General features: G+C 35.0%; 14 protein-coding genes. 2 read left to right on the forward strand and 12 right to left on the reverse strand.

Features of this window, described 5'->3' with window-relative positions; genetic code table 11:
- Nucleotides 1–2: 2 nt before the first annotated feature.
- The 4 genes from ACFCYN_RS17890 to ACFCYN_RS17905 all read right to left on the reverse strand — a co-directional run bounded on the left by ACFCYN_RS17890 (nt 3) and on the right by ACFCYN_RS17905 (nt 4,964).
- A complete protein-coding gene (locus ACFCYN_RS17890; protein ID WP_375950755.1) occupies nt 3–1,991 on the reverse strand; it encodes an oxidoreductase in 1,989 nt (662 codons plus the stop codon).
- A gap of 33 nt (nt 1,992–2,024) precedes the next feature.
- Nucleotides 2,025–3,515, reverse strand: a complete 1,491-nt coding sequence (locus ACFCYN_RS17895; protein WP_172445514.1) for a sodium:solute symporter family protein — start codon at nt 3,513–3,515, stop codon at nt 2,025–2,027.
- Nucleotides 3,512–3,706, reverse strand: coding sequence for a DUF3311 domain-containing protein (locus ACFCYN_RS17900; protein ID WP_172445515.1), 195 nt, complete (start codon nt 3,704–3,706; stop codon nt 3,512–3,514). Before ACFCYN_RS17900 ends, ACFCYN_RS17895 begins: the two co-directional genes overlap by 4 nt.
- A 232-nt stretch (nt 3,707–3,938) precedes the next feature.
- A complete protein-coding gene (locus ACFCYN_RS17905; protein WP_375950757.1) occupies nt 3,939–4,964 on the reverse strand; it encodes an aromatic ring-hydroxylating oxygenase subunit alpha in 1,026 nt (341 codons plus the stop codon).
- 241 nt (nt 4,965–5,205) lie between these two features.
- Between ACFCYN_RS17905 and ACFCYN_RS17910 the strand changes: the two genes are divergently transcribed.
- Entirely contained in the window at nt 5,206–6,588 is a 1,383-nt protein-coding gene (locus ACFCYN_RS17910; protein WP_375950759.1) for a sigma-54 interaction domain-containing protein, read from the forward strand.
- Nucleotides 6,589–6,643: 55 nt separating this feature from the next.
- Here the strand turns inward: ACFCYN_RS17910 and ACFCYN_RS17915 are convergent, their stop codons facing one another.
- The 4 genes from ACFCYN_RS17915 to ACFCYN_RS17930 form a co-directional block, all read right to left on the reverse strand.
- Nucleotides 6,644–8,086, reverse strand: coding sequence for an aldehyde dehydrogenase family protein (locus ACFCYN_RS17915; RefSeq protein ID WP_375950761.1), 1,443 nt, complete (start codon nt 8,084–8,086; stop codon nt 6,644–6,646).
- A gap of 59 nt (nt 8,087–8,145) precedes the next feature.
- Nucleotides 8,146–9,804 (reverse strand): thiamine pyrophosphate-dependent enzyme, encoded by a 1,659-nt coding sequence (locus tag ACFCYN_RS17920; RefSeq protein WP_375950763.1) that lies wholly within the window; start codon nt 9,802–9,804, stop codon nt 8,146–8,148.
- Between the two features lie 73 nt (nt 9,805–9,877).
- A complete protein-coding gene (locus ACFCYN_RS17925; protein ID WP_375950765.1) occupies nt 9,878–11,095 on the reverse strand; it encodes an acyl-CoA dehydrogenase family protein in 1,218 nt (405 codons plus the stop codon).
- Between the two features lie 12 nt (nt 11,096–11,107).
- Complete coding sequence (locus ACFCYN_RS17930) at nt 11,108–12,292, reverse strand: CaiB/BaiF CoA transferase family protein (protein WP_375950767.1); 1,185 nt, start codon at nt 12,290–12,292, stop codon at nt 11,108–11,110.
- A gap of 284 nt (nt 12,293–12,576) precedes the next feature.
- Between ACFCYN_RS17930 and ACFCYN_RS17935 the strand changes: the two genes are divergently transcribed.
- Nucleotides 12,577–12,741, forward strand: coding sequence for a hypothetical protein (locus ACFCYN_RS17935; RefSeq protein ID WP_375950768.1), 165 nt, complete (start codon nt 12,577–12,579; stop codon nt 12,739–12,741).
- Between the two features lie 82 nt (nt 12,742–12,823).
- Here the strand turns inward: ACFCYN_RS17935 and ACFCYN_RS17940 are convergent, their stop codons facing one another.
- From ACFCYN_RS17940 to ACFCYN_RS17955, 4 genes are all read right to left on the reverse strand, one after another.
- The gene (locus ACFCYN_RS17940; RefSeq protein ID WP_375950769.1) at nt 12,824–13,969 is read right to left on the reverse strand and encodes a Glu/Leu/Phe/Val family dehydrogenase; all 1,146 of its coding nucleotides are present in this window, start codon (nt 13,967–13,969) and stop codon (nt 12,824–12,826) included.
- Between the two features lie 134 nt (nt 13,970–14,103).
- On the reverse strand, nt 14,104–15,522 hold the full coding sequence (locus tag ACFCYN_RS17945; protein WP_375950771.1) for an amino acid permease: 1,419 nt from the start codon (nt 15,520–15,522) through the stop codon (nt 14,104–14,106).
- A 773-nt stretch (nt 15,523–16,295) separates the two neighbouring features.
- A complete protein-coding gene (locus ACFCYN_RS17950) occupies nt 16,296–20,465 on the reverse strand; it encodes a S8 family serine peptidase (RefSeq protein ID WP_375950773.1) in 4,170 nt (1,389 codons plus the stop codon).
- Nucleotides 20,466–20,565: 100 nt separating this feature from the next.
- The gene (locus ACFCYN_RS17955; protein WP_375950775.1) at nt 20,566–24,621 is read right to left on the reverse strand and encodes a S8 family serine peptidase; all 4,056 of its coding nucleotides are present in this window, start codon (nt 24,619–24,621) and stop codon (nt 20,566–20,568) included.
- Nucleotides 24,622–24,960 lie beyond the last annotated feature (339 nt).

Below are 24,960 nucleotides of genomic sequence, written 5' to 3' on the forward strand. Positions count from 1 at the left end.
ACTTATACATGAACTCCAGAAGAAACAACTCCTATTTCAAGAGCCGATGTCAATCCTTCGTACGTTGCTTCTTCAATTGTACGTGGAGCAAGACAGTCCCCTATTTGTCTAACGACTGGAGCCATATGTTTCACTTGTTCATACAACTCATAATTAGGTACACGCCCCATTGCAAGTACAATCGTATCCCACTTTTCTATTAATTCCGTCTCATGCGTAAAAAGATTTCTCAATTTGACTTGATTATTATGAATACCGCCAAAATCAAAATGCGGGCGAACGTCTACTTTTAATTGGTAGAGTCTTTTTAAATATTCATTTACTAAATATGAATGTAATTCTTTTCCTATATGTACCTTAGCAGAAAACAAGGTAACATCGTGATTTTTTTCCTTTAAGTGGATAGCAGCTTCTATACCTGGCCAATCACCAATTAAATCAAAGACTAATACGCGTCTTCCAATTTGTATAGAATTTCCGCTGAAAAGATCATCTACTGTTATGATTCGTGGATCACCGATGCCTTCTACATGTGGAAAGTATGGTCTAGATCCTACTGCACAAATAATCACATCTGGTTTTATCTCTGATATTTTATCAAAAGTAATTTTCTTGCCAAGTTGAACATCAATCTTACTATTAGATAGCTTCCTTATATAATTGTCTAACATCGTTTCAGCTACTTCATGACGCATAGGAGCCTTTCTCATTTTTCTTAGTAATCCGCCAATCTCATCACTCTGTTCAACCAGGATTACTTCATGCCCTTCACCGTCTGCTGTTAAAGCGGCATGTAAACCAGCAGGTCCTGCACCTATGACAAGCACTTTTTGCTTTGCTCTTACGCTTTGGACAAGTGGTAATAATTCTTTTTCTTTACCCGCCATCGGATTTTGCACACATCCAATTGGCAAACCTTTAGAATAGTGACCAATGCAAGCTTGTATACATCCTAAGCACGCATCAATTGAATGTAGGTCTCCACTCATTGCTTTATTCGGTAATTCAGGATCAACGATTAAAGCTCGAGTCATACCGACAACATCCGCTTTACCAGAACCAACTATTTTATCTGCTTCTATAGGGTCGATAATTCGGGAACCGACAAAAACTGGAACCGCACCAGCCATCCGAATTTTAAATGAATGTGCAGAATTATAAGAATGTTTGATTGGTGAAGGTGGAACTATATGAGTTGATCCTGCGTATGTACTTGAGTCACCAGATGTTACATTTATAAAATCTACTCGAACATTTTCAACTAAATGTTCAACGATTTTCACCGCGTCTGTTACATTTGTTCCGTCCATTGTCATTTCATCTGCACTCATTCGAATACCTACAGTAAAATCTTCGCCAACATTATCCCAAATACTTTGTAATATTTCTACAATAAAACGCATTCTATTTTCAAAGGTTCCCCCGTATTCATCAGTTCGACGGTTAGTATGGCTCGACCAAAATTGAGCTGGTAAATAACCATGGGAACAACAAACTTCTACTCCGTCGAGACCGGCTTTTTTAGCTAATAAGGCTGAATAAGCATACCCTTTTATAACATCTTTAATTTCTTCAATGTTCATTGGTCTAGGCATTATTCCAAAGCGAAAACTTGGCTCTGAAGAAGGTGCCCAAGCAGCATTACGATAATCGCTTGATACGACTTCTCTACCGCCATGAAATAGTTGACTAAACACTTTCGTCCCATATTGATGAAGTTGTTTTGCGATTTCTGTGTATGCTGGTATCACTTTTTCATCAAACCCTGCAATCGTATGAGAAGTAAGCATGCCCGAAGAGTGAACAGCAGCCGCTTCTAGAATAATAAGTCCTGCTCCACCCTTCGCACGAGCAACGTGATAGGCAGTCATTTCAGGAGTGGGAATGCCATTTTCTACATAATTAGTTTGATGTGCTGTCGATAAAATTCTATTCTTAAGTTCGGTATTTCCAATTGTCACTTGTGAGAATAGGTGCTTAAATTGAGTCATAATTGACCACTTCCTTTCTCCTAAAATACACCCTTAAACATTTTCTCGAAAATTAGTAAGCATTCGATCGTTCTTTTCTGCTACAAATTTAGTCTTTCTTGTAACTCTACTTACTACTAGCGTTACTGCAAAATTAATAACCATTACAACTAAACCAACATCAATATCTTGTATGACATGAGGAAACGAAGGAAACAGAGTCGCTAACGTTGTGCCAGTTGTTGTAGAATAAGTAACTGCTGCAACTCCGATTATAATGCCGGCAGCCGCTCCTTGAACTGTTACTGGATTCTTCTTCCAAAGACTAAAATACAATGCTGGGAACAACTGCGCCATAAAGCTATATGCCATAATATACAGTGTCATAATTGTATCGCCACCATTTAACGTAAAATAGAGTGTTACTAGTGCAAGTATAGGTACTAATACTCGAGTTAGTTTAATAAGCTGGTCATCTGTTGTATTTGGTTTCAACGCTTTGTAAACATTTTTAGATAATATTGTAGCGGCGGATGTTAAGACTAATGAACTTGGTATTAATGCTGCTAATGCTCCTGCTGCGCCAATTACTCCTACAAACCAAGGATCAAACGAAATCTTCGCGAGTTTAAATAATGCTAAATCTACGTCTCCACCTTTTAAAGATGGAACTTGAAGAATTGCAGCGAATCCAACAAATAAAGAAAAGACAATTATAATTTGATAGATTGGCATAAAAGCTGCATTCCAACGAAGTGCTTTTGCACTCTTTGAAGAAAAAATCCCCATAAGCATATGTGGAAACATATAGAATGAAAGGGCTAACATAATACTAGTTGTAATAAACCAAGATACACTTAAACCTTTTTCAGGAAATAACATCAAATCAGGTTTAGCAGTTTGGATTGCCTCAAACATTGGATGAAAACCACCGTAATAATGTACAGGAAAATAGATTCCTACGAAGATGACAACAAATAAAATCAGAGTATCCTTAATAACAGCAGTCCAAGCAGAACCATGAATGCCCGAAACTGTTACATAAATTGTGATCGTAATGACAGCAATCGTAATCGCAATACTCTGCGGGATTTTCCCATAAGATGCCTCTGAAACAATAATACCTAACCCTTTCAATTGCATTGTTAAATATGGAATAATAGAAATGATACTAATGACTGAAACGAGAATTCCTAGTGCTGAACTATTATACTTTTTCGTATAAAAATCAGATTGTGATACAACATTATTTTCTTTTGCATACTTCCAGACTGGCGGTAACAGCCAATAAGCTACAATAAAATAAAAGGCATTAAAGGCATATACTGCTGGCATTCCAAATGAATAAGCACTTCCCGATGCCCCCATAAATGTAAACGTCGTAAACATTTCTCCTGCCAACAAGAGAAACACAAAAAGAGAACCAAAACCTCGTCCACCAATTGACCACTGCTCAAAAGTCATCTCTTTACCTTTACGTGCTTGTAAACCTAACCAAATGGATAAAGCTAAAAAGCCAAGAATTATGATTAGTGCGGAATTCACTCTTGCTCGCCCCCTTTATTAGCAGGATCTAACTTATTCACAATTAATAAAAATATTGATGTAAGAAAAACCCATAGAATCGTCCAAAAGAGAACAAATGGCATTCCAAGAACATATGGCTCGACTTTATTAATAACCGTGAGCGATCCAATAGCTGGTATCGCACTTAATATGTACAGTAATTTTTTCATTCGATACCCTCCCCTTCTTTATCCTGAGACTAGATAAATATGAAAAATACTTTTGATAGATTAAGACAACAACTATAAAATAAAACGCTTTCAAAGTATCGAACAAAAAAGAAAAGCCGAGTATTATCAATAGGAAAACTATAAATACTTAGCTTTTTAAAACGCTTATAATTTAAAATTTAAACAACGAATAGGAATCTATCATTTTTACAACCCTAAAAGAACTCCAATATCACTCGATCGCTTCTTTAATCATCTCGTGAAAATGTTGCATCGCATTCTCAGTAGGTGAATAAATACCATTTTCAAATGCATTAGAATGTAAACCAGATTGCAATAATTCTACTAAATCAAAATCCTCTTCTCGCACTTGATCAACAAATTTAATCATTTCCTCTTCTTCTTTTGAAATTTCTTCATTCATAAGGAAATAGCGATATACTGCCAATGTTTGGTTTGCATCAATAGGAATTAGTTGTGTTGTCGTCATATTTCCACTACCAGAATATACACTCAACATCATATTTGGCCAAATCCAGTAGAAACGTGTTAAGCTTTCCTCCTGGTTTTTTACATTTGAACATTGGTAAGAGAATTTATCACAAGGAACGATGCTATAATTCGATAAATCAAATGTTTTCGAAAATGATGGATGTGCAACTGGACAATGATCGCACTCTAAAAAATTATCAACAACTGCTTTCCAATTAGCCTTAATCAGGCGTCGGTTTTCTTTTACTAATTGTAATGAATCCATAAAAGGGTAACGACTTAGTTCGTTTACTAATTCTCCATATTCAACAGAAAATGCTGGAGCTTCCATATTTAAGTTTACAAAGATCATAGAACGATGTATTTCTAATTGAATCGACTTCAAACAGTTATATTCTCCTAAATCAATATTTTTAAAGTTTGGAGCACGATTTACATGCCCATCCAACTTAAATGTCCAGCCATGATAAATACATTGCAGAATTTTTTTATTTCCTGATTCACTCTGCTCCACCTTTGTACCACGATGTGGGCAAATATTATAAAAAGCGCGTATTTTACCATCATTAGCATGTGTAACTAAAATAGATTCGCCAGCAACCTCAAAAGTGAAAAAATCACCAACATTTTTAACTTGACTAGTATGGCCAACAAATATCCAATTTTTACTGAAGATTTTTTTTCTTTCTGTGTCAAATATCTCTTGGCTTACGTACGTTTTATACGGCAATGAAGTTTGTAAAGTTTGTGTTTCCCTTATAGACATAATAATGATTCCTCCTTTTAGCTTTATGATTAGTTGGATTTCAGTTGAAACTTAATCCTTCCTTTATTAATTAACTTAAGCAAGAATTATGCCAATATTGGATTTCGTTGTATGTATGGAGATAACACTATTTATCTATTTTCAAACCATAATAATTATCTTATAATTTACTCAATTCAGTCAATTTTAACTCAACTTACTATTTTTGAGATTAACACTGTTTTTAGAGGAGGTTTTAGTTTTGACAAATATAACAAATGACAAAATAAAAATTGAGATTAGTAATGAGATACTACAAAAAATATTGGACAATTCTCCTAATGAATTTTATGTACTTGATAAAGACGCCCGTATTGTGTACATGAACAAAGCTTGTGAAAGACATTATGGCATCAAACTAAAGGATGTAGTAGGAAAATCAAACGATGAATTAATTTTAAAAGAATATTGGAAACCACTTATTCTCCCACGCTTACTGAAGGAAAAGAAAACGGTCATAATGAAACAAATAAGTTATGTTGGAAAAGAAATCATCACAACAGCCATTCCTGTACTAAATGAGAAGCAAGAAATTGAGCTAATTATCACAACTTCACAGGATGCAAGCTATAAAGATTTATACATACCTGATGAACAGGAAATAAATGAAGCTGATCAAGCAGCGATTTATAAAAATAATATTATTACGAATAACAAGGAAATGAGTAATATTGTTAAGGTTTGTGAAAAAGTTGCAAAAGTAGATGCAACCGTATTAATTCAAGGAGAATCTGGTACAGGAAAAGGAGTAATCGCAAAATATATCCATCAAAAGAGCAATCGAAATAAAGCTCCTTTTTTATCTTTAAACTGTGCAACTATTCCAGAAGATCTACTAGAATCAGAACTTTTTGGATATAGAGATGGAGCGTTTACTGGGGCAACAAAAGGTGGCAAGCAGGGACTTTTAGAACTTGCAGATGGGGGTACTGTATTTTTAGATGAGATTGGCGATATATCACCAAAAGTTCAAGCAAAGCTTCTAAAAGTTATTCAAGAATTTGAATTTATGCCAATTGGAGGTAAACAATCTAAAAAAGTCAATATCCGTATTCTTTCTGCAACAAATCGAAACTTATATGAAATGGTACAAAACAAGGAATTCAGAGAAGACTTATATTATCGCCTTCATGTCGTTAATATAAAGATTCCACCATTACGAGAAAGAAAAGAAGATATCATTCCACTAACCTACCATTTTCTATCTGAATTTAATCGAAAACACAACTTAAATACAATTATTTCTGAAGAAGCTTTGAATACTTTATACAACTATTCATGGCCTGGAAATATACGACAATTAGAAAATATGCTTGAAAGCCTCGTCATAACAAGTGATAGCATTATAAAAGTCGAGGATTTAACTAATCTATTAATAGAAAATAAAAAGGAAAGTTCAGTCAATGAAGAAAATAGCGATTGCTCGCTACTAGCTTCACTAGAAGAAGTTGAGAAAAACATTGTAATTAATTCCTATACAAAATATAGGAACACAAGAAAAGTAGCAGATGATTTAGAAATCAGTCAGTCAAAAGCAGCGAGGCTAGTTCGGAAGTATTGTAGTGAATTAGACTTCTACAATTAAATTTGAAAAATAGAAAATACCCGGTAAATAGCCGGGTATTTCTATTTTGAGCGAATTATACCTGATCCATATAGACTGTTTTGACCTGTGTATAAAAGTCGATTGCTGTCTTTCCTTGTTCACGAGAGCCTGTACTTGAATTTTTACAGCCTCCAAATGGTACTTGTGGCTCTGATCCTGCTGTTTCATTGTTTACATGCACTAGCCCAACATCAATGTCTTCAACAAAGCGCTGTGCGATTGTAAAATTATTTGTACAAATTGCCGCACTTAAGCCATATTCAGTATCATTAGCCATATCTACCGCTTCTTCATAGTTTTTCACTTTAAAAAGCGCTATAACTGGTCCGAAAATTTCCTCTCGTGCAATACGAGCATCTTGTGAGACATTTTCAAAGATAGTAGGCTGTACATAGAAACCATTTTTCAGATCATTTTCTGCTGGAACTTCACCACCATATAATAGCGTTGCTTCGTCCTTACCTGCTTCTATCATCGCAAGCACGCTGTCTAGTTGTAATTGAGAAACAGCTGGACCAACAAATGTATCGTCATCAAGTGGATTACCAACTTTTAATGTCTTCGTACGTTCTACAAGTTGGTCACGAAATGTTTCATAAATTGATTCTTCCACAATGATTCTACTCGTTGCTGTACACTTTTGGCCGGTAGATCTAAATGCACCGCTCACAGCTATTTCAACTGCTTTTTCGATATTTGCATCTGCAAGAACAATAAGCGGATTTTTCCCACCTAATTCCATCTGAACTTTCTTTCCTTTTGCTGTCGCCTTCTGCTGAATCTGATTTCCAACCTGATTAGAGCCTGTAAATGAAATAGCTTTAATAAATGGATGTTCAACTAATTCTGTTCCCACAACTGATCCTCTACCAAATACACAGTTTACAACACCTGCTGGAATACCAGCCTCATCTAGAGCTTGTATGACATGATATACTGATTTTGGTGTCAGATCCGCTGGTTTAATAACTACCGTATTTCCGTAAACAAGTGCAGGAGCCATTTTCCATACAGGTATTGCGATTGGAAAATTCCAAGGTGTAATCAATCCAATTGGCCCGATAGGTGTACGAGTTGTGTATAAAAATGTATTTGTATTACCAGAAGGAAACACTTCTCCAACTGGCTGCCTAGCTTCTCCTGCAAAATATTCAAGGATGCTAATAGCACGTTGTGTTTCTCCAATACCCTCAGCAAGTGTTTTTCCCTCTTCAAGTGCTAAATCACGCCCTACTTCATGGACTTTTGCTTTTAGTAGATCTGCTGCTTTTTGTAAGTACGAAGCTCGTTGTTGATAGGAAAGTTTCTTCCACGACTGAAAGGCCGTTTTGGCCGCAATAATGGCTTCTCGTGCATCCTCTTCTGTACTTGATGGAAATTCGCCTAATGACTCACCATCGTGAGGACTATTATTTTCACGATACTCTCCTAAAGTAGGTTGTTTCCATTGTCCATTAATATAATTTGCAAAACGCATGTCGTTTCCCCCAATTAGATTATTTTTATACTAATAATGCCAATTGCTAACATTCTACTTTATTTGCTATAAAGTAAATTCATTTTAGACTTATCTTGACCAACAGATAAAATTTTCGGATTTGTTACAACCTCGATTACAGCTGGACGGCCTGATGATAATGCTCTTTGTAGTGCTGGTGCAATATCGGCATTGTTTTCAACCTTCTGACCGTATGCACCAAATAATTTTGCAAGTTCAGCAAAATTCGGATTTGTCAGCTCTGTTCCAATTACTCGATCTGGAAAATGCTTTTCTTGATGCGTACGAATTGTTCCATACAAATTGTTGTTCACTACAATTGAAATGACCGGAATGTTGTACCGTACTGCTGTTTCGATTTCCTGTAGTGTCATCATAAAGCCCCCATCTCCTGAGAAGGAAACTACTGTTTTATGTGGCTGTGCGAGTTTTGCACCAATAGCAGCAGGTAACCCGTACCCCATTGCTCCAGATGTTGGTCCGACATATGTATTTTCATGTTCAAAACGATAGTACCTAGAGAGCCATCCAAAGAAGTTCCCTGCATCATTTGTAATAATTGTATCTTTAGGAAGATGCGCGACTATGTCATGCATAAGCCCATCCATGTCTACGTATTCATCTGTGTAATCTTCTTTCACTTTTGAAAAGTTCATGTATTCGTTATGTAGCTTTTCTACTCGCAATTCATCTGAAGTTAAAGGCGTAGATAAAGCAACTGCTACTGCCTCAGCTAAAAAAGCTTTCGCATCAGCTGTAACTGCCACAGACGGAGCATAAACTTTTCCGAATACATCCTCAGAAATATCAATATGAATCAGTTTCCCTTTTCCTGAAAGTAATGAATAATCTTGCGTTCCTACTTGGGAAAATCTTGTGCCTAGTGCGATCACTAAGTCTGCATTGTCAATCGCTTCAAGTAAATACTTCGGTGTTCCAAAACCAAGCCATCCTGCATAACAAGAATGTGAGTTTGGAAACGCGTCAAAACGACGGAATGCTGTAACTACGGGTATTTGTAGTGTTTCAGCAAATTTAACTAATAAAGGAACAGCTTGCGAACGAATGACACCTCCGCCTGCTATAAGAATCGGACGTTTTGCATTTTGAATCATTTCTACTACTTGCAAAACGCTCTCTTTATTTGGCCGAGTTGGCTGAGACTGATAGACCGGAATTTCTACCATTTCGGCTGTGTCTTCTAGCATGTCATGAGGTAATGCAACTAGCACTGGACCAGGACGACCTGAACGAGCAATATGAAATGCACGATGTAAAAGCTCAGGAATTCGTTCTACTCGATCAATCTCTACTGTCCATTTGCACAAATGGCTAAACATCCCAACAAGATTAACCTCTTGAAATGCTTCCTTTTCTTTATATGGGCGTTCCACTTGTCCAATAAGTGCAACTAGTGGCGTAGAATCTTGACTGGCAGTATGTATGCCAATTGCCAAGTTTGAGGCTCCTACTCCGCGAGTTGCCATACAAACGCCAACTTCACTAGATGCTTTTGCGTAGCCTTCCGCCATAAATGAAGCTCCGCCTTCGTGCCTAGCTGAAATCAAGCTAATTTCTGGATGCTCATATAACGCATCCATTACTCCTAGATAACTCTCACCGGGTACACAAAAAACTTTTTTTACCCCTTCCTTTGCCATAACATTGACGACAGCTTTTCCTCCACTAATTTTCATTGCTCAGCACTCCCTTCTACTATGCAAAGTCTTCCTATACAACTAGCTATCTATTAGCTAGTTGAATTTTTTATTAAGCTTTAACAGTCTCTACATTAACCTCTTCAAATGGCCAAGCTGGAAGCATCTTTCTTAAAACCTTATCTTCTCTATAACCAAGGTCATATTCAGCTTGCATAATTGTATGAACCTCTCTTGTTCCCTCATAAATTACTGGCGCTTTTGAGTTTCTTAAATAACGCTCTACCGGGAACTCATTTGAAAATCCATATGCGCCATGAATTTGCACAGCATCATTTGCTGCTTCATTTGCTGCGTTACAAGAAATCCATTTTGCTAGTGACGTTTCCCTAGTGTTACGCTTTCCATTATTTTTTAACCATCCAGCTTTATAGACTAATAGACGTGAGATTTCAAGATTTGAAGACATTTTAGCGATCATTTGTTGTACTAATTGATGTTTTCCGATTTCTTTACCAAATGTTTTTCGCTCATTACAATATTTTACGCTAGCTTCAAGTGATGCCTGAATTAAACCACAAGCACCAGCTGCAACAGTAAATCTTCCATTATCAAGCGCAGACATTGCAATTTTAAATCCTTCACCTTCGAATCCTAATAAGTTTTCAGCAGGTACTCTTACATCATCTAAAAATACTTCTCCAGTATTTCCAGCTCTAATTCCCATTTTTCCTTTAATCGCTTTTGTAGAAACTCCTTCAAAAGTACGTTCTACGATAAAACAAGAAATGCCATGATGCTTTAAATCATGATTTGTTTTTGCAAAAATTAAGAAATGATCAGCTACATCACAGAGAGAAATCCATGTTTTTGAACCGTTTAAGATATAACTGTCCCCATCTTTTACAGCTGTTGTCGCCATTGCTACTACATCAGAACCTGCATTTGGTTCAGTTAACCCAAATGCCCCAATTTTCTTACCTTGTGCTTGAGGAACAAGATACTTTTTCTTTTGTTCTTCACTTCCCCATTGCAATAAAGTCATGCTATTTAATCCGGTATGTACTGAAACAGCCGTACGGAAAGCCGTATCGCCTCGCTCTAATTCCTCGCATATGATTGCTAAAGTATTATAATCCATTCCAACTCCACCATATTGTTCAGGAATACATACGCCCATTAGATCTAACTCAGCAAGACGTTTTAAAATATTAGCCTCAAAATGTCCTTTTTCATCCCATTCCTTAATGAACGGTATAATTTCACGATCTACAAATGATCTAACTACCTTTCTTACACTATTTTGTTCTTCTGTTAATGAAAAATTCATTTTATTTCCTCCTCAAATTGTATTATTTCGCTTCATTTCCTCTATTTCTAATTGTGAATAACCAAGCTTAATCATTACTTCTTCAGTGTGTTCTCCATGCAATGGAGGATGCCTTAAAACTTCAACAGGTGTTTTTGATAATTTTAGAGGTGAACCAACTAACTTTAGATCCTTTACTGTTGGATGATTTACTTCTAACACCATTTCCCTTGAAATAGCTTGTTCAGTCTGCAGGGCCTCACTTACGTTATAAATAGGTCCATTTGGAATACCATTTTTATCTAAAAGGGCCTTCCATTCATCTTTACTTTTTGTTTTTATTTTATTTGAAATTAATTCTTCAATTTGTTTTCGATACTGTAATCGACTAGCATTTGTCTTATATGATTCATCTAATAAAATCGGTTCTTCAATAAGTAACGCAAATCGATTAAACTGATTATCATTTCCAACTGCAATCACCATCTCACCATCGCTAGCTGAAAAAACTTGATAAGGTACAATATTAGGATGATAATTCCCTAATCGTTCAGGAACAACTCCACTACATAAATAATTGCTAGCCACATTAACTAAAGCAGCTAATTGAGAGTCAAATAGTGAAATGTCAATTTCCTGTCCTTCACCTGTACGATTTCGATGTTGCAAAGAAGCAAGAATTCCAACACATGTGAATAAGCCAGTTAATACATCTGAAATGGCAACACCCACTTTTGTTGGCTCGGATTCTTTCTCGCCAGTAATGCTCATTAAACCTGACATTGCCTGAATGATATAATCATATCCAGGAAGTGAAGAGTTAGGTCCTTTGCTACCAAATCCGCTTATTGACGCAACAATAAGATCTTCTTTAATCTCTTTCATTTCTTCATAAGAAAAACCTAGTTTTGCTAATGTGCCGGGTTTAAAGTTTTGGACGACAACATCCGCTTCTGAAATAAGCTTTCGTAACACTTCTTTACCTTGACTAGATTTTAAGTTCAATGTAATGCCTTGCTTATTTCGATTGGCGCATAAATAATATGCGCTTTCTCCCTCTACAAAAGGAGGTCCCCACCCCCTTGTCTCATCCCCACTACTAATACTTTCAACTTTGATTACCTCAGCACCTAGATCACCAAGGATCATCGTACAAAAGGGACCAGCTAGCACTCTAGTTAAATCAATAATCCTGACACCATGTAATGCCCCCGACAATTTGATCACCTCTTCATCTACTTTTCCTCCGCCAATTTACTAGTCTCTACTAGGCAATTAAAATGGGTATAACTTCTGGAGTTGCTTGTATTTAGAAAATTAAAGGGATAGATTGTCCCTCATTTTCTTTATATCTTTCATAATGCAAAACCCATGCCAACTTAAAAACTCCTCCGTAGATAGTTATTACAGTCCTAAATAGAGAAAAACAAACCTAAATTTCACTCAAAACTGTCAAAATTAACTCATTAAACATTTTGAAGCTGAAAGTGGGATTATCAAAATTGTTTTATCAACGAGAAATTGGATTATTTCAACGAGAATCAGCATTATATCAACGAGAAATGGCATTATATCAACGAGAATCAGCATTATATCAACGAGAATCAGCATTATATCAACGAAGTTCACAACTTTATCAATATAGTTCATATTTTGTTCGTATTTAAAACCCGTCCAAAAAGAAAAGGGGTGTCCCAATATATGAGAAACCCCTTTTCTAAAACTATATTGATTTTTAATTTTGTTATTTTAGCACTCTATCAAATCTCTAACAGTTGGCTCAAACAGGTCGCAAGCAATATCTCTTTGATATCGATTTTGCTTTTGAGCTTCATTAAATAGGTTAAATGTATTTTTTCTGCTTAATCTTTCAATATCATCTATTACAGCCTTTGGATCAGGCTTTACTAATCCAAAAATAACGGCATCATAAAATCTAATTGCCCCTAAGTTCGCCACAAAATCATTCACCACATCAATCCCTCTTTGCTTGATAATCTTATCTCCCTCAGCAGAGATTGGAATGTTTGCAGCCTCAACAATTAAACTCGCCTTTACTTTATTGGCATTCGATACATTAATTACATCCTCTAAAGCTGCAGGAATCAAAATGTCACAATCTACATCAAGCCATTCTGAGTTACTTCTTACCACATAGTTCGGTTCAAAAAACGCCTGATTCATTTCTCCATGTGAATTTTTGTGGTCAATTAATTTTTGAACGTCTAATCCCTCTTCACAAGTAACAAGTAGATTTGCATCCGAAATCCCGACAATTTTATAGCCTAATTGCGATAATTTCAACGCACAGCTTGCTCCAACGCATCCAAATCCTTGAATAACTACTTTTGCTTCTTTATTTTTACCTTTAAACTTCCACGCTTCATCTGCGCAATATGCAACACCGTAGCCTGTTACTGCATCATTTAGAAGGAAACAATCTATTTTAGAAGCTAGTAAATTATTAAAATCTATTATTCCTTTTTGAACATTTGCATTTTCCTTCATCGATTTAGTTAAAGGTATTCCTACATTAAATTCATCAAATACTCTAAGTACATCCTCATACTTCGTACCTAAATCACTTCCTAAGGATACTCCTGCTTCAACATATGGCATCATCGCAATTAAAAATCTCCTTAATACATCATACGCATCCGGAGCTTTATAATCATAAGCAATTCCGGCTTTGCAACCGCCTGTAGTTACACTTTCTGAAGCCATATATTTATAAGCCATTGCCTCTGCCAAACGTTCTACTTCTTCCTTTGTCACTGTAGGATGCATTCTTGTTCCACCGCCAGCGTACCCTTTGACAAAATTATGTACTACTAACCATCCTTTTGCATCTGTTTCATTATCATTCCACTCGACAACTAGATAAGGTTTTTTCATAGATTTCCGGCTCCTTTAAGTAAATTTTAGTAAATACACTCCACATTATCCGTTAAATTATATGAATCATTGAGCTCAATTTTAATCTTTAACTAGTCATAATGCCTCAAAAAAGTGTGAAAGATATCAATACTTTATTGTACAGGTACCTCCCCATGATCTTGTTTAATGCCCATCTTATTTTTCTTTCTTCCGTGACGTATAAAGTAATAAAGATAACTTACACCCATGAACCCTAATCCGCCATACAAGGATGAACGCTGCGTGGGATCATATGCCATAAATAAAATAGAAATTCCACATAGAACAAGGCATAAAATAGGAATTAATGGAAAGAGTCGTACTTTGTACTTTAAATCTTTTACATCTCCACCGTTTTTAATGTATTGTCTTCTAAAATTGAATTGAGATAACGCAATTGCCATCCAGCTGAGTGTACCTGCTAGTCCCGTTACAGAAAGCAAGACTACAAACAAAGTCTCTGCAGATACTACACTTGTCAGCAACGATACTAAAGCAAACAACAGACTGAACAATACTGCATTAGCCGGAACACCTCGGGAATTCACTTTACCTAATGCAGCAGGTGCCATACCACTTTTTGAAAGCGACCAAAGCATTCGAGAACAAACATATAATCCAGAATTTCCTACAGAAAGAAGTGCTGTTAAAATAACAAGATTCATAATATCTGCAGCATAAGGGATCCCTACACTGTCAAAAACTGCTACAAATGGGCTTTCAACTACACCAGCATGCCTCCACGGAATTAAAGCTGCTAAAACCATGATTGCTAACACGTAATAAATCAGTACTCGAAAAATGATACTACGAATTGCTTTTGGAAGAGTCTTTTCTGGTTTTTCGCTTTCACCTGCCGCAATTCCAACAACCTCTGCCCCTTGAAATGCAAAAACAACCGCCATCATACTAGTAAATATTGATGAAAAACCATGTGGAAAAAGTCCACCATCATTCGTAAAATTAGTAAACATTGGAGCGGAATGACCTTTACTACCAAACCCAAAAACGGTAGCCGCTCCGATCAGAATAAACGCTATAACAGCAAATACTTTAATTCCTGCAAACCAAAATTCTGTTTCAGCGTAGCCCTTTACGCTAAGAATATTCAGGGTTAACAAAAGAATTATAAACACAAGACACCAAATCCATACCGGTACATGAGGAAACCATCTTTTCATCAACATTCCAGCTGCAGTAAATTCCAAACCAACCGTTGTCGCCCAACTAAGCCAATACATCCAGCCAATCGTAAACCCTGTACTTGGCCCAATATACTTGGTAGCATAAGTCTTAAATGAACCCGTTACTGGCATCGAGACAGAAAGTTCACCTAAACAAACCATCACTAGATACATAACCAATCCACCAAATAAATAGGCAACGATTGCTCCTCCTGGTCCGGCTTGATTAATGGTTAAACCAGAACCTAAAAATAAACCTGTACCAATTACTCCACCGAGTGAAATCATAAATAAATGTCTACTTTTCATGGTGCGTTGTAACTGCCCTTTTTCATTGTTAGATTCCATATTGACCCACCTTTTTTTAGAATATTCAGAAAAAATAAAGCGAAATAATAGAAAAATATATCTACTAAAATAGCATAAACTTGTAAACCTTTTCATTTTCTAATAACTCCTAAAAATCACTACAGAAACTAAACAAAGAACAGCCGAGCTTAATGGCCATAGAATTCTCATTAAAAGTAAAATAGAAGATTGTCTCATTTTTTGATATTCATCTTCCACTTAAATACATTTTTAAACAAAATTCTAGTTGCTCTTAAAACGAATGACTAAGAAATTTGAATTTTTTCTTCTAAAGCACCTCCTATTTCCGAACCATCTATGATAGGAATACATGAGTAAAACTTATATCATCTTCCTAATAATGTTTAAGCAAAATTCGTGCCAACAACAAAACATGATTAAACCAAGAAATAATCTATTCCTTTCATCTAAAACCAACTGATTGATTTTAAAATCTACTCAATTTATTTATTTTAGACTCAGTTACTTTATTTCAATTAAAGGTTTTCTTCAAGGAGATCTTTCTTTTTTTTTCTTAAATTATGAATCTTACTACCTTTTTGTCTTTATTTTTATATCATGTCATAAGTAGATAAAATTCTACAAAAACTATGTCATCCCTCCCAATAATTTATTAGGTTATTTTAACCTTGATATTGTTTTTGATTTTTGTAAAGTGAGTCATCAATCCTTTAATTTGCTGTGATCAATAAAAAAGACTCACGAATTATTCCATGAGTCCTTTTCTCCACCAATTATTTTAATATGTCTTTCTATTTACTTAAACCCAACTTTTCCAAAATACTGTCTAACGTTTCACCTTTATAAGTAGTCTTCGCTTTCGGTACAACTTGAACAGTTTTATTTTGTAGTCCGAAGTTTTTAATAATAAAATCCATATCCTTTTTATCTACTACTTTATCAAAGTTAAAGTCTGCAGTAGCTTTATTTGTACCCCAATATGTTTGGACAGCTAACGCATCTAAAATATCAATTACGTTATCTTTATTTGAGTCACCTGCGGCAGCAATTGGCATTGCTACAAGTAGATCTTTACCAACCAATTCTCCTCTTACTTCATCAGATAAATTGACTTGTTTGTACATTGTAAAATGACCAGGTACATCTACTTTTATTGTATAATCATTTTTTTCAGCTTTAAAACCATCAGCTTCAAATACACCATTTTGATTATTGATTGGTGCTTCGACAATCGTTTTATTGTCATATGAACTAACAGTAACTTTTGCACCTAATGACCTTTGATCTAAATTAACATTAGTTTGACTAGTAGAAGGATCCATTGTACCTTCTAAACTTAAAGAACCTTCTAATTTCGAAATTGTTGTTTTCGTTTTATATCCTTCCATATAAGTATAAACATTTCCCGTCTCAACATTTGATTGATCAATTGTCGTAGAATTAATGAGATGCCATGAGAACGGGGTACTTACCATATATTTATTTAATGTTTTTATATCGAAATTAAATAATTGTAAATCCTCAGGAAGTTGTTTATTACCTAAATAATTAAAAGTAAATGTGTATTGGAGTACATCTGGCCAATTTGTTGGTGCCGTTGTTACTGTAACGTTTGCTTCACCATATTGCTTAACGGCGGCATTCACTTTCACATTTTCAATTTCAGCTTGATCTGAAAAAACTGGTAATGAAATTTTGGTTGTTTTTAAGTTTTTAATATTATTTGAACGAACGCTATAATTAACCGTATCACCCGTCGTGATATTTTGTTTATTTGCTTTTAAATAATAGTATGGGTACGTATCTTCCACGAAAACTACTTTTAACATATTTGAAGCGTCAGCAGATGGGTTTTTCGCAGCATCCATACCATAAAATTGAAATTGTAATGGTTGAAATTGACTGTTAACTAGAATTTGATCAGTGTAATTTCCGTTTTTGTCAGTGTTTATTGGATTTGCAGGAAATCCTCCAAAAAACGATACAACTGAATTACTAGATTGATCAACAGATATACCATAACGATTGGCCTCTTCAACTTCTGGATCTTTTACATTAATGTTAAAATCATATAGAAACTGTCCGTTTGAATCTAATTGACTATTATTATATTCAATTACTTTTTGTTCTAAATGATCAAAACTGCTTGTAAGTGATGGTGCTCCAAGTTCGTATAAGAAATCTGAAGCTGCTGAAAATATTTTGCCATTTTCATTAGAACCTACTAACCTTAACTTATAATGTCCCGTTTTTATCGTCTCCGTTTCACTACTAATTGGATTTTTTGAATCTCCAGTAAATGGATAGTAAACAGTACTAAACCCTCTTGGGATAAAATATGATTGGTTTTCATTTAATTGTAAAGCATCAAATGAACCTACTAATCCAAGATCCTGTCCAGTAGTTGGATCTTGGATGACTACATCTAAAGTTTTCAGATGTGACTTTAATTCAAATGAGAAACCGAGAAATGGAACCATAGTTTCTGGCCATGAATAGTCAGTTGAAAATAATGGATTCTCTACTTTAAATGACTCAATTCCCTCGTTGACTACCCTCACTCCGAACGGTATTTGATATTGCTCCGTTTGATCTTCATTATTTGTAAAAACTACATATCCTTCATAAGTTCCTTTTTCAGCTGTTTTAGGAATGTTCAAATCAAATTTAACAGACTTTTGACTGATTCCGTTTAATTTTATCGAAGTAGGTCCTGACAACGTTACATTATTTAATGCAGCATCTTTTGATCCTCTCTGACCAGTTTGAAATTTAACATTAACATTAAATGTTTTAGCTTTTTCACTTCGGTTTTTTAATGTAATATTTCTAGAGTCAGAAATGTCTTGGTCATTAAAACTAAATGATCCAAAGCTCATTCCACCCGTCAGTTCCTCAATGAATTTTTGTTTACCGTTAATCATATTTGGTGTTTTATCCTTTACTATTAATTCCACATTCGAATGAATAGCTTCATACGCATCTACTCTACCACTTCCCACCTCGAATACACTATATGCTTTTGACAATGGATCAGCCGTATTCATCAGAATCGACTTCACATCAGACGGGGTGAGGTCTTTATTCGATTGAAGTAATAAAGCAGACACCCCAGTAACATAAGGTGTTGCCATGGATGTACCAGATAAGCGCTCATATGCAAATTGATAATCCTTTGCTTTTGTACCATCCACAGTTTTATCGTTGATGTAAAATGGAACTGTAGAAAGTATTGAAACGCCTGGTGCAGTCAGTTCAGGTTTAATATCATAATTAATCCTAGATGGTCCCCTTGAACTAAAATTAGCTAAATCATCTGATGCAGTTTGAAGCTTTGAAAAATCACCAAATGTAAAATCTGATTTCCCTTCTTTTATTGAAGCAGAAATCGATAAGCCATCTTCATTAGATATTGAAAAGGTTGGAATTGCGTCCATCGATTCACCTAATAACTCTTTGATGGCACCTTCTGATTTATTTGCTTCATCATTATACATAATGACTCCAGCAGCACCGTTTGCTTTTGCATTTTTAATTTTATCCATTAAAGCAATTGATCCCCGTTTTATAAAGGCAATCTTCCCTTTAACATCTTTTCCTGTAAAATTATACATATTACCTAATCCTACATCTACAAGTTGATATGTTTTACCTTTTAATGTCGTTAAGTCATCTAAATAGTTTTGAGCCATTTGCCTTAATAAGTAATTTTTATTGTTATTTACTCCAGCGTATTGATATAGATTGATTGCTACTGAAGAAGCACCAACAGTTAATGCTAATGCTGCTGTTCCAGGGGCTCCAACTGTGTACATATTATCGCCACTATTTCCAGCGGCTACAACAGTCGTCACTCCACTAATCACAGCATTATTTACAGCGATAGATGTAGGGAATAAAGGATTATTAATTGTCGCACCTAATGACATGTTTATGACATCCATACCATCTTTTACAGCTTGATCAATTGCTGCAATAATTCCATCACTGTCACCACCACCGTATGGTCCAAGTACACGATATGCATAAATATCTGCATCAGGCGCTACTCCAACCTTTTTATATTCACTATCTGCTACACCTTGTCCGGCGATTATTCCAGCTACATGGGTGCCATGCTCGGTATAATAAGCTGATGTTCCATCAAATTCTGGCTCTCCAGATTTCTTCCAATCTTCATAAGTTGTTTCCATCGGATCATTATCATTGTCAATAAAGTCATAACCGCCCTTATAAGCGTCTTTTAAATCAGGGTGGTTGTAATCAATTCCTGTATCTAAAATACCGATTTTTATTCCTTTTCCCGTAAATCCTTCAGCATGTAAGCGATCTACTCCATCAAATGGCGTGTAATTTGCAATGTTGGACTCGTCCGTTTTGAGTGAACCACTTTTGTCATCTTCAGGGGGTGGATCAATTGTAAATTTTTGATTACTCCAAACTTTCTTTACTGCTTTCAATTTTAATAGTTTACTAATTTGATTAGCTGGCAAACTCATTGAAACACCATTAAACGCATTTTTATATGTACGTTTAATCTTAAAATCTACTTTTTTATTATCATCAGCTAACTGTTGAAGATCTTGTTTAAATGTTTCATGATCATGTTCAACTAAATTATTCGCTTCAGCTTCAGGCAGTTGTTTACCTTCAATACTGGCTTCGAGTCTAGCAATTTTAGCCGGTTTATTAACAAACTCAACTATGACAGGAGTTTGCACTGCTGACGATAGATTAATATCTGAAGAAATTTTAAGTCCAGTTTCATCAGTCGTTGATAACTGGTGTAAGGCTGCTCTTTGAGCTGAAGTTAAATTAGCAAGTAGATCCTCCGCTTTTGAGTAACTATTTGCCTTTGTGACAATTGAATTTTGACCAATTGAACCAAAAACTACGCTAGTTGATAAAGCCAATATTGTTAACCCTTTTATAATCTTATGTCTTTGCACATGCTTATTCATTGTCTTCCTCCAAGGTCATTTAAGATAAATAGAGACATTCATTTTTCTTTCAAATACTTCTAAAAAAAGAAAAGCCACTCATCGACTTTTCTTTCTTTTATTAAATTCCTAATTCTTTTAATAAGTCTTCTAATGATTTGCCTTTATATTTTTTTAGAGGTTTGGGCGCATTATCAACTGATTTATTTTGTAGTAAGTAGTTCTTCTGAACAAATTTCAAATCATTTCCATCAACTGTACCGTCAAAATTAATATCTGCACTTCGCTTGTTAGTTCCCCAATATGTCTGAATAGCCAATGCATCCAAAATATCAATAACTTGGTCTTGGTTTACATCTCCTGCTATAAGATCAGGTGCAGTGATATATTGATTTTTTGCATAGACCGTTCCGTTATATTCATAGCCAATATTTGTTCTAATCTTCGTTAAAAAATGACCTGGAACATTAAATTCAATTGTAAATAAGTCCTTACTTAGGGGGATTTTATCAAAAACATATCTTCCATAAGTATCAATAGGTGCATTGTATTTTGTTCCATTTGAGTCATAAATGTTAACTGTTGCCCCAACTTTATCCCAATCTCTTGAACCAGGATATCCTCCGTTTTCAGGGTCACCTTCATAAAATCCCTGAGGATTAACATATCCGTTTACTCTAGAAAGCTTCGGAAATACTTTAAAACTATATCCACCGTTTAATACTTCTAAGTTTTCATTACTAGAATTTGTGACATTTACGGTTGGATTAATAGTCCCTCCTGTGTAAAATTCTTTTTCTTGAACTTTTAATGTTACCTCTGCAACCACCGAGTGATCTAACTGACCACTAGGGATGTTAAAGTTAACGATTACATCATCACCTTTAACATCAATTGAAGCCTTGCTTGCATAATTGTCAGCAAGTTTTGCGTCAACTAACTGTACACTCTTCATTCCAAAATAATCACCAAAAGTCCATTTCACATTTTTAATATCATTTAAATTATCCAAATAAATTTTAGCTTTAATTGTATCTCCCGCTGTTGCCGTAACTACATCACTTTTAGCATAAGTAACTGGAGTACCTTCTTTCACAAAATAATACTGTTTAGACTCTTTGTTTCCGGACATATCATAACCATCAAATCGAAGAGGCAACACATTTAATGTATCGTCTATAGCAATTTCATCTTTATATTTGCCTTCAGGATCCATTGAGATTGGTGAAGAAGGGAAAGCCCACTCACCATAGTAATAAACGAGCGAATTAGATGATTGGTCGATTGAAATTCCTTGATTCTTCATTTCATCAACTTTTGAATCTTGAATCTGAATCTCAAATGGGTATGTTTTTTGACCTGGTTTATACTCAATAAATGGAGATAAACCATCAAGTGAACTTTTAAAGGTCGGTGTATCTAAATCTATAAATAAGTCCTCAGTTTCGATGAATTTTTTTCCAGAAAAACTAGTGCCAATGAATTTTAATTTATACTGTCCTGGTTGAATATCGCTTGTTTCATCTGAGATAGGCTGTTTTGAGTTTCCTGTAAATTTATAATACTGTCCATTAAATCCTATTAAGTCATAATCGACATTGTCATATGCATATGTTAAATCGACCGTTCCAACAAACCCAATATCTTTACCAGTTTTAGCGTCTTGTAAAACAATATCCATTTTCTCCATTGGTGATTTCAAGTTAAATTTAGTATAGATCCATTGAGCTCGCATAAAATCCCATCCACCTTGATTTAATTGGTCAGGAGAATAAGCTGGATTTAAAACCTCCATGGTATTAAACCCTTCTTCAGATGTTCGTACACTAAATGGAATTCGATATACTTCTGATGAATTAGCATTATTTGTTAATGTGATATAGCCTTCATAAATTCCTTTTTTTGCATCTTTAGGTACGGTCATTCTTGCATTAATTGTTTTTGATCCATTGCCATTTATATCGATTTTATTTGGAATATTTAGCTCTACTCCATTGTCTTTTAAACTGTTTGAGCCCTTCGTTTCGCTAATTGATAGAGTAAATGATTTTTTTACATTTTTATTGTTTTGGATTTTAATTGATTTTGAAACATTAATTTTGCCATCTTCATAATGATTGTCAAAGCTAAGGCCACCAGTAAATTCTTTCACCTTCATTAAGCGTTCTGCTCCTGGTACATAGGCCTTATCCTTGATTTTAAGAATTAGATCACTATGTATAGCCTGGTAAGGATCTACTCGTCCAGCACCTACTTCAAAAACACTATAATCACCATTTAGTGGATCAGCTGTATTCATCAAAATCGATTTAATATCTTCAGGTTGTAACTTAGGATTCGCTTGTAGCATTAAAGCGGCAACACCAGCTGTAAATGGAGTAGCCATTGATGTACCTGAATACCTTGAATAAGCATATTGATAATTATCTTGATCTTCTGGATTAATCATATAAGAAGGAACAGTTGATAGAACACTTACCCCTGGAGCAGTAATTTCAGGCTTCATATCAAAAGTTTGTCTTGCAGGTCCTCTTGAACTGAAATCAGCTAAATGATCTCCTTCAGTCTGTTTTTCCGAATATGTCGAGAAACTGATTGTGTTCTTTCCAGCTGCTAACATGGACCTAACTTTTTCTCCATCATTTTTTGTTAAAGAAAATGATTGTACATAGTTAACAGACTCTCCAAGATTTACCCCTATTTGACCATCAATATTATTCGTAATTAAGACCCCTACTGCACCTTTTTCTTTTGCGTTCATTATTTTTTCATCAAAGGTAATATCCCCTCGATTAATAAGTGCAATTTTTCCATTTAAATCTTTATCTGCAAAGTCAGATGCATAACCTAATCCAACATCCACTATCTCATAAGACTTACCAACTAGATTTTTAAATTGTTCATCGTAATGTCGGGCCATTCCTACTAATTCAATTGGCGATTCACTTCCTATATTTCCATTCAAAGTTGATTCTTGTATTGGAACATCACTTGCTCCTACAGTCAAAGCAAGTGCAGCTGATCCAGGTGAGCCTAATGAATAAGCACCCGGTCCTTCATTACCCGCTGCTACAACTGCAGTAACTCCATTTAGTACCGCATAATTAATGGCTGTACTAGTTGGAAAATACGGATCATTTACTGCTGCTCCTAATGACAAATTAATGACATCCATTCCATCATGTACTGCTCTTTCAATCCCCTCAATAACGGCTTCAGTAGTACCAGAACCATATGGGCCGAGCACGCGATAAGCATATAAATCTACATCAGGAGCTACTCCTTCAACAGTAATTTTATCGTTAGTACTCTGACCAGCTATCGTACCAGCTACATGTGTACCATGTGAGGTGTAATAAGTTGAACCATTTATTTCTGGATAGCCAGAAGCTTGCCAATCTTTATAAGTTGTCTCCATGGGATCATTATCTTGATCAACAACATCGTAACCACCTTTGTATGCTTTCTTTAAATCAGGGTGGTTATAATCGATTCCTGTATCAATTACCCCTACTTTTATGCCCTTACCAGTAATACCTTCTTTATGTAATTTATCAATCTTTAAATAAGAAAGGCTCTCAACCGAAGTGTTTCCACTAGTAGTCGTACTTTTAGTTTCCACATTTTGAATAGGATCGACCTTGTATTCAACATTCTTATAGACTGCTTTCACAACTTTAGAAGACAACAGCTGTTTAATTTGATTTGCTGGCAGTTTCATTGCAACACCATTTAAAACAGTATTAAAATTTGTTGTAATTTGATGATTTACTTTTTTACTTTTTGAAGTAGGAAAAATGGTTTGAATATCTTTTTTAAACTGTTCATGTTCTTGTACAACTTGCTCGTCCGCTTTTTCTTTTGATAGTTTTTTACCTGCTAACTCAGCATCAATTAATGCAACTTTTGAAGGTTTTGCTTGAAATTGGACGATAACAGAAACTTCATTGTCTTTTTTTAACTCATCTTTTTTAAAGCCAATCAATCCGGACTGATCGTTATATTCTATTTTATTTAAAGCATTTCTTTGCTCAGTAGTTAAAGAAGAAAGTACATCTTCAGCTTTTATCTCTGCAGCTTTAGCCACTGTATTGAAAGGATGATTCACGGCAGGAAATATCATGCCTAAAGTTAAGGAGATAGCTGCTGCTTGTTTAATGAGTTTATTGTTCTTCATTCGACACCATCTTTCTTAAATTTTCAATAAACGATCGTATAATATTCCTTTCTAAATTTTCAGAAAAATCTTTATAAATTTATGATAAATTACTTAAATAGTCACCAGCAATGGGGGTTATTGATTCTAGAAATCTCCTACTTTAGTAACAAAGAGACTTAAATAGCGGATTGATTTAGATGAAAAATAACCGAAGTGAGTCGAACTTATTTATTAAAATGGGGTTATTACCAAATAAGGTGATATTTTTTTAAGAAGTAGTTGCATATAAACATAAAATTATAAAATTGGCCCCACTTAACGTACAATTACCTGCAAAAAAATAGATATTTTTTAACA

Source organism: Gottfriedia sp. NPDC056225, assembly GCF_042267765.1.
In the GTDB taxonomy this organism is placed as follows: Bacteria; Bacillota; Bacilli; order Bacillales; family Bacillaceae_G; genus Gottfriedia.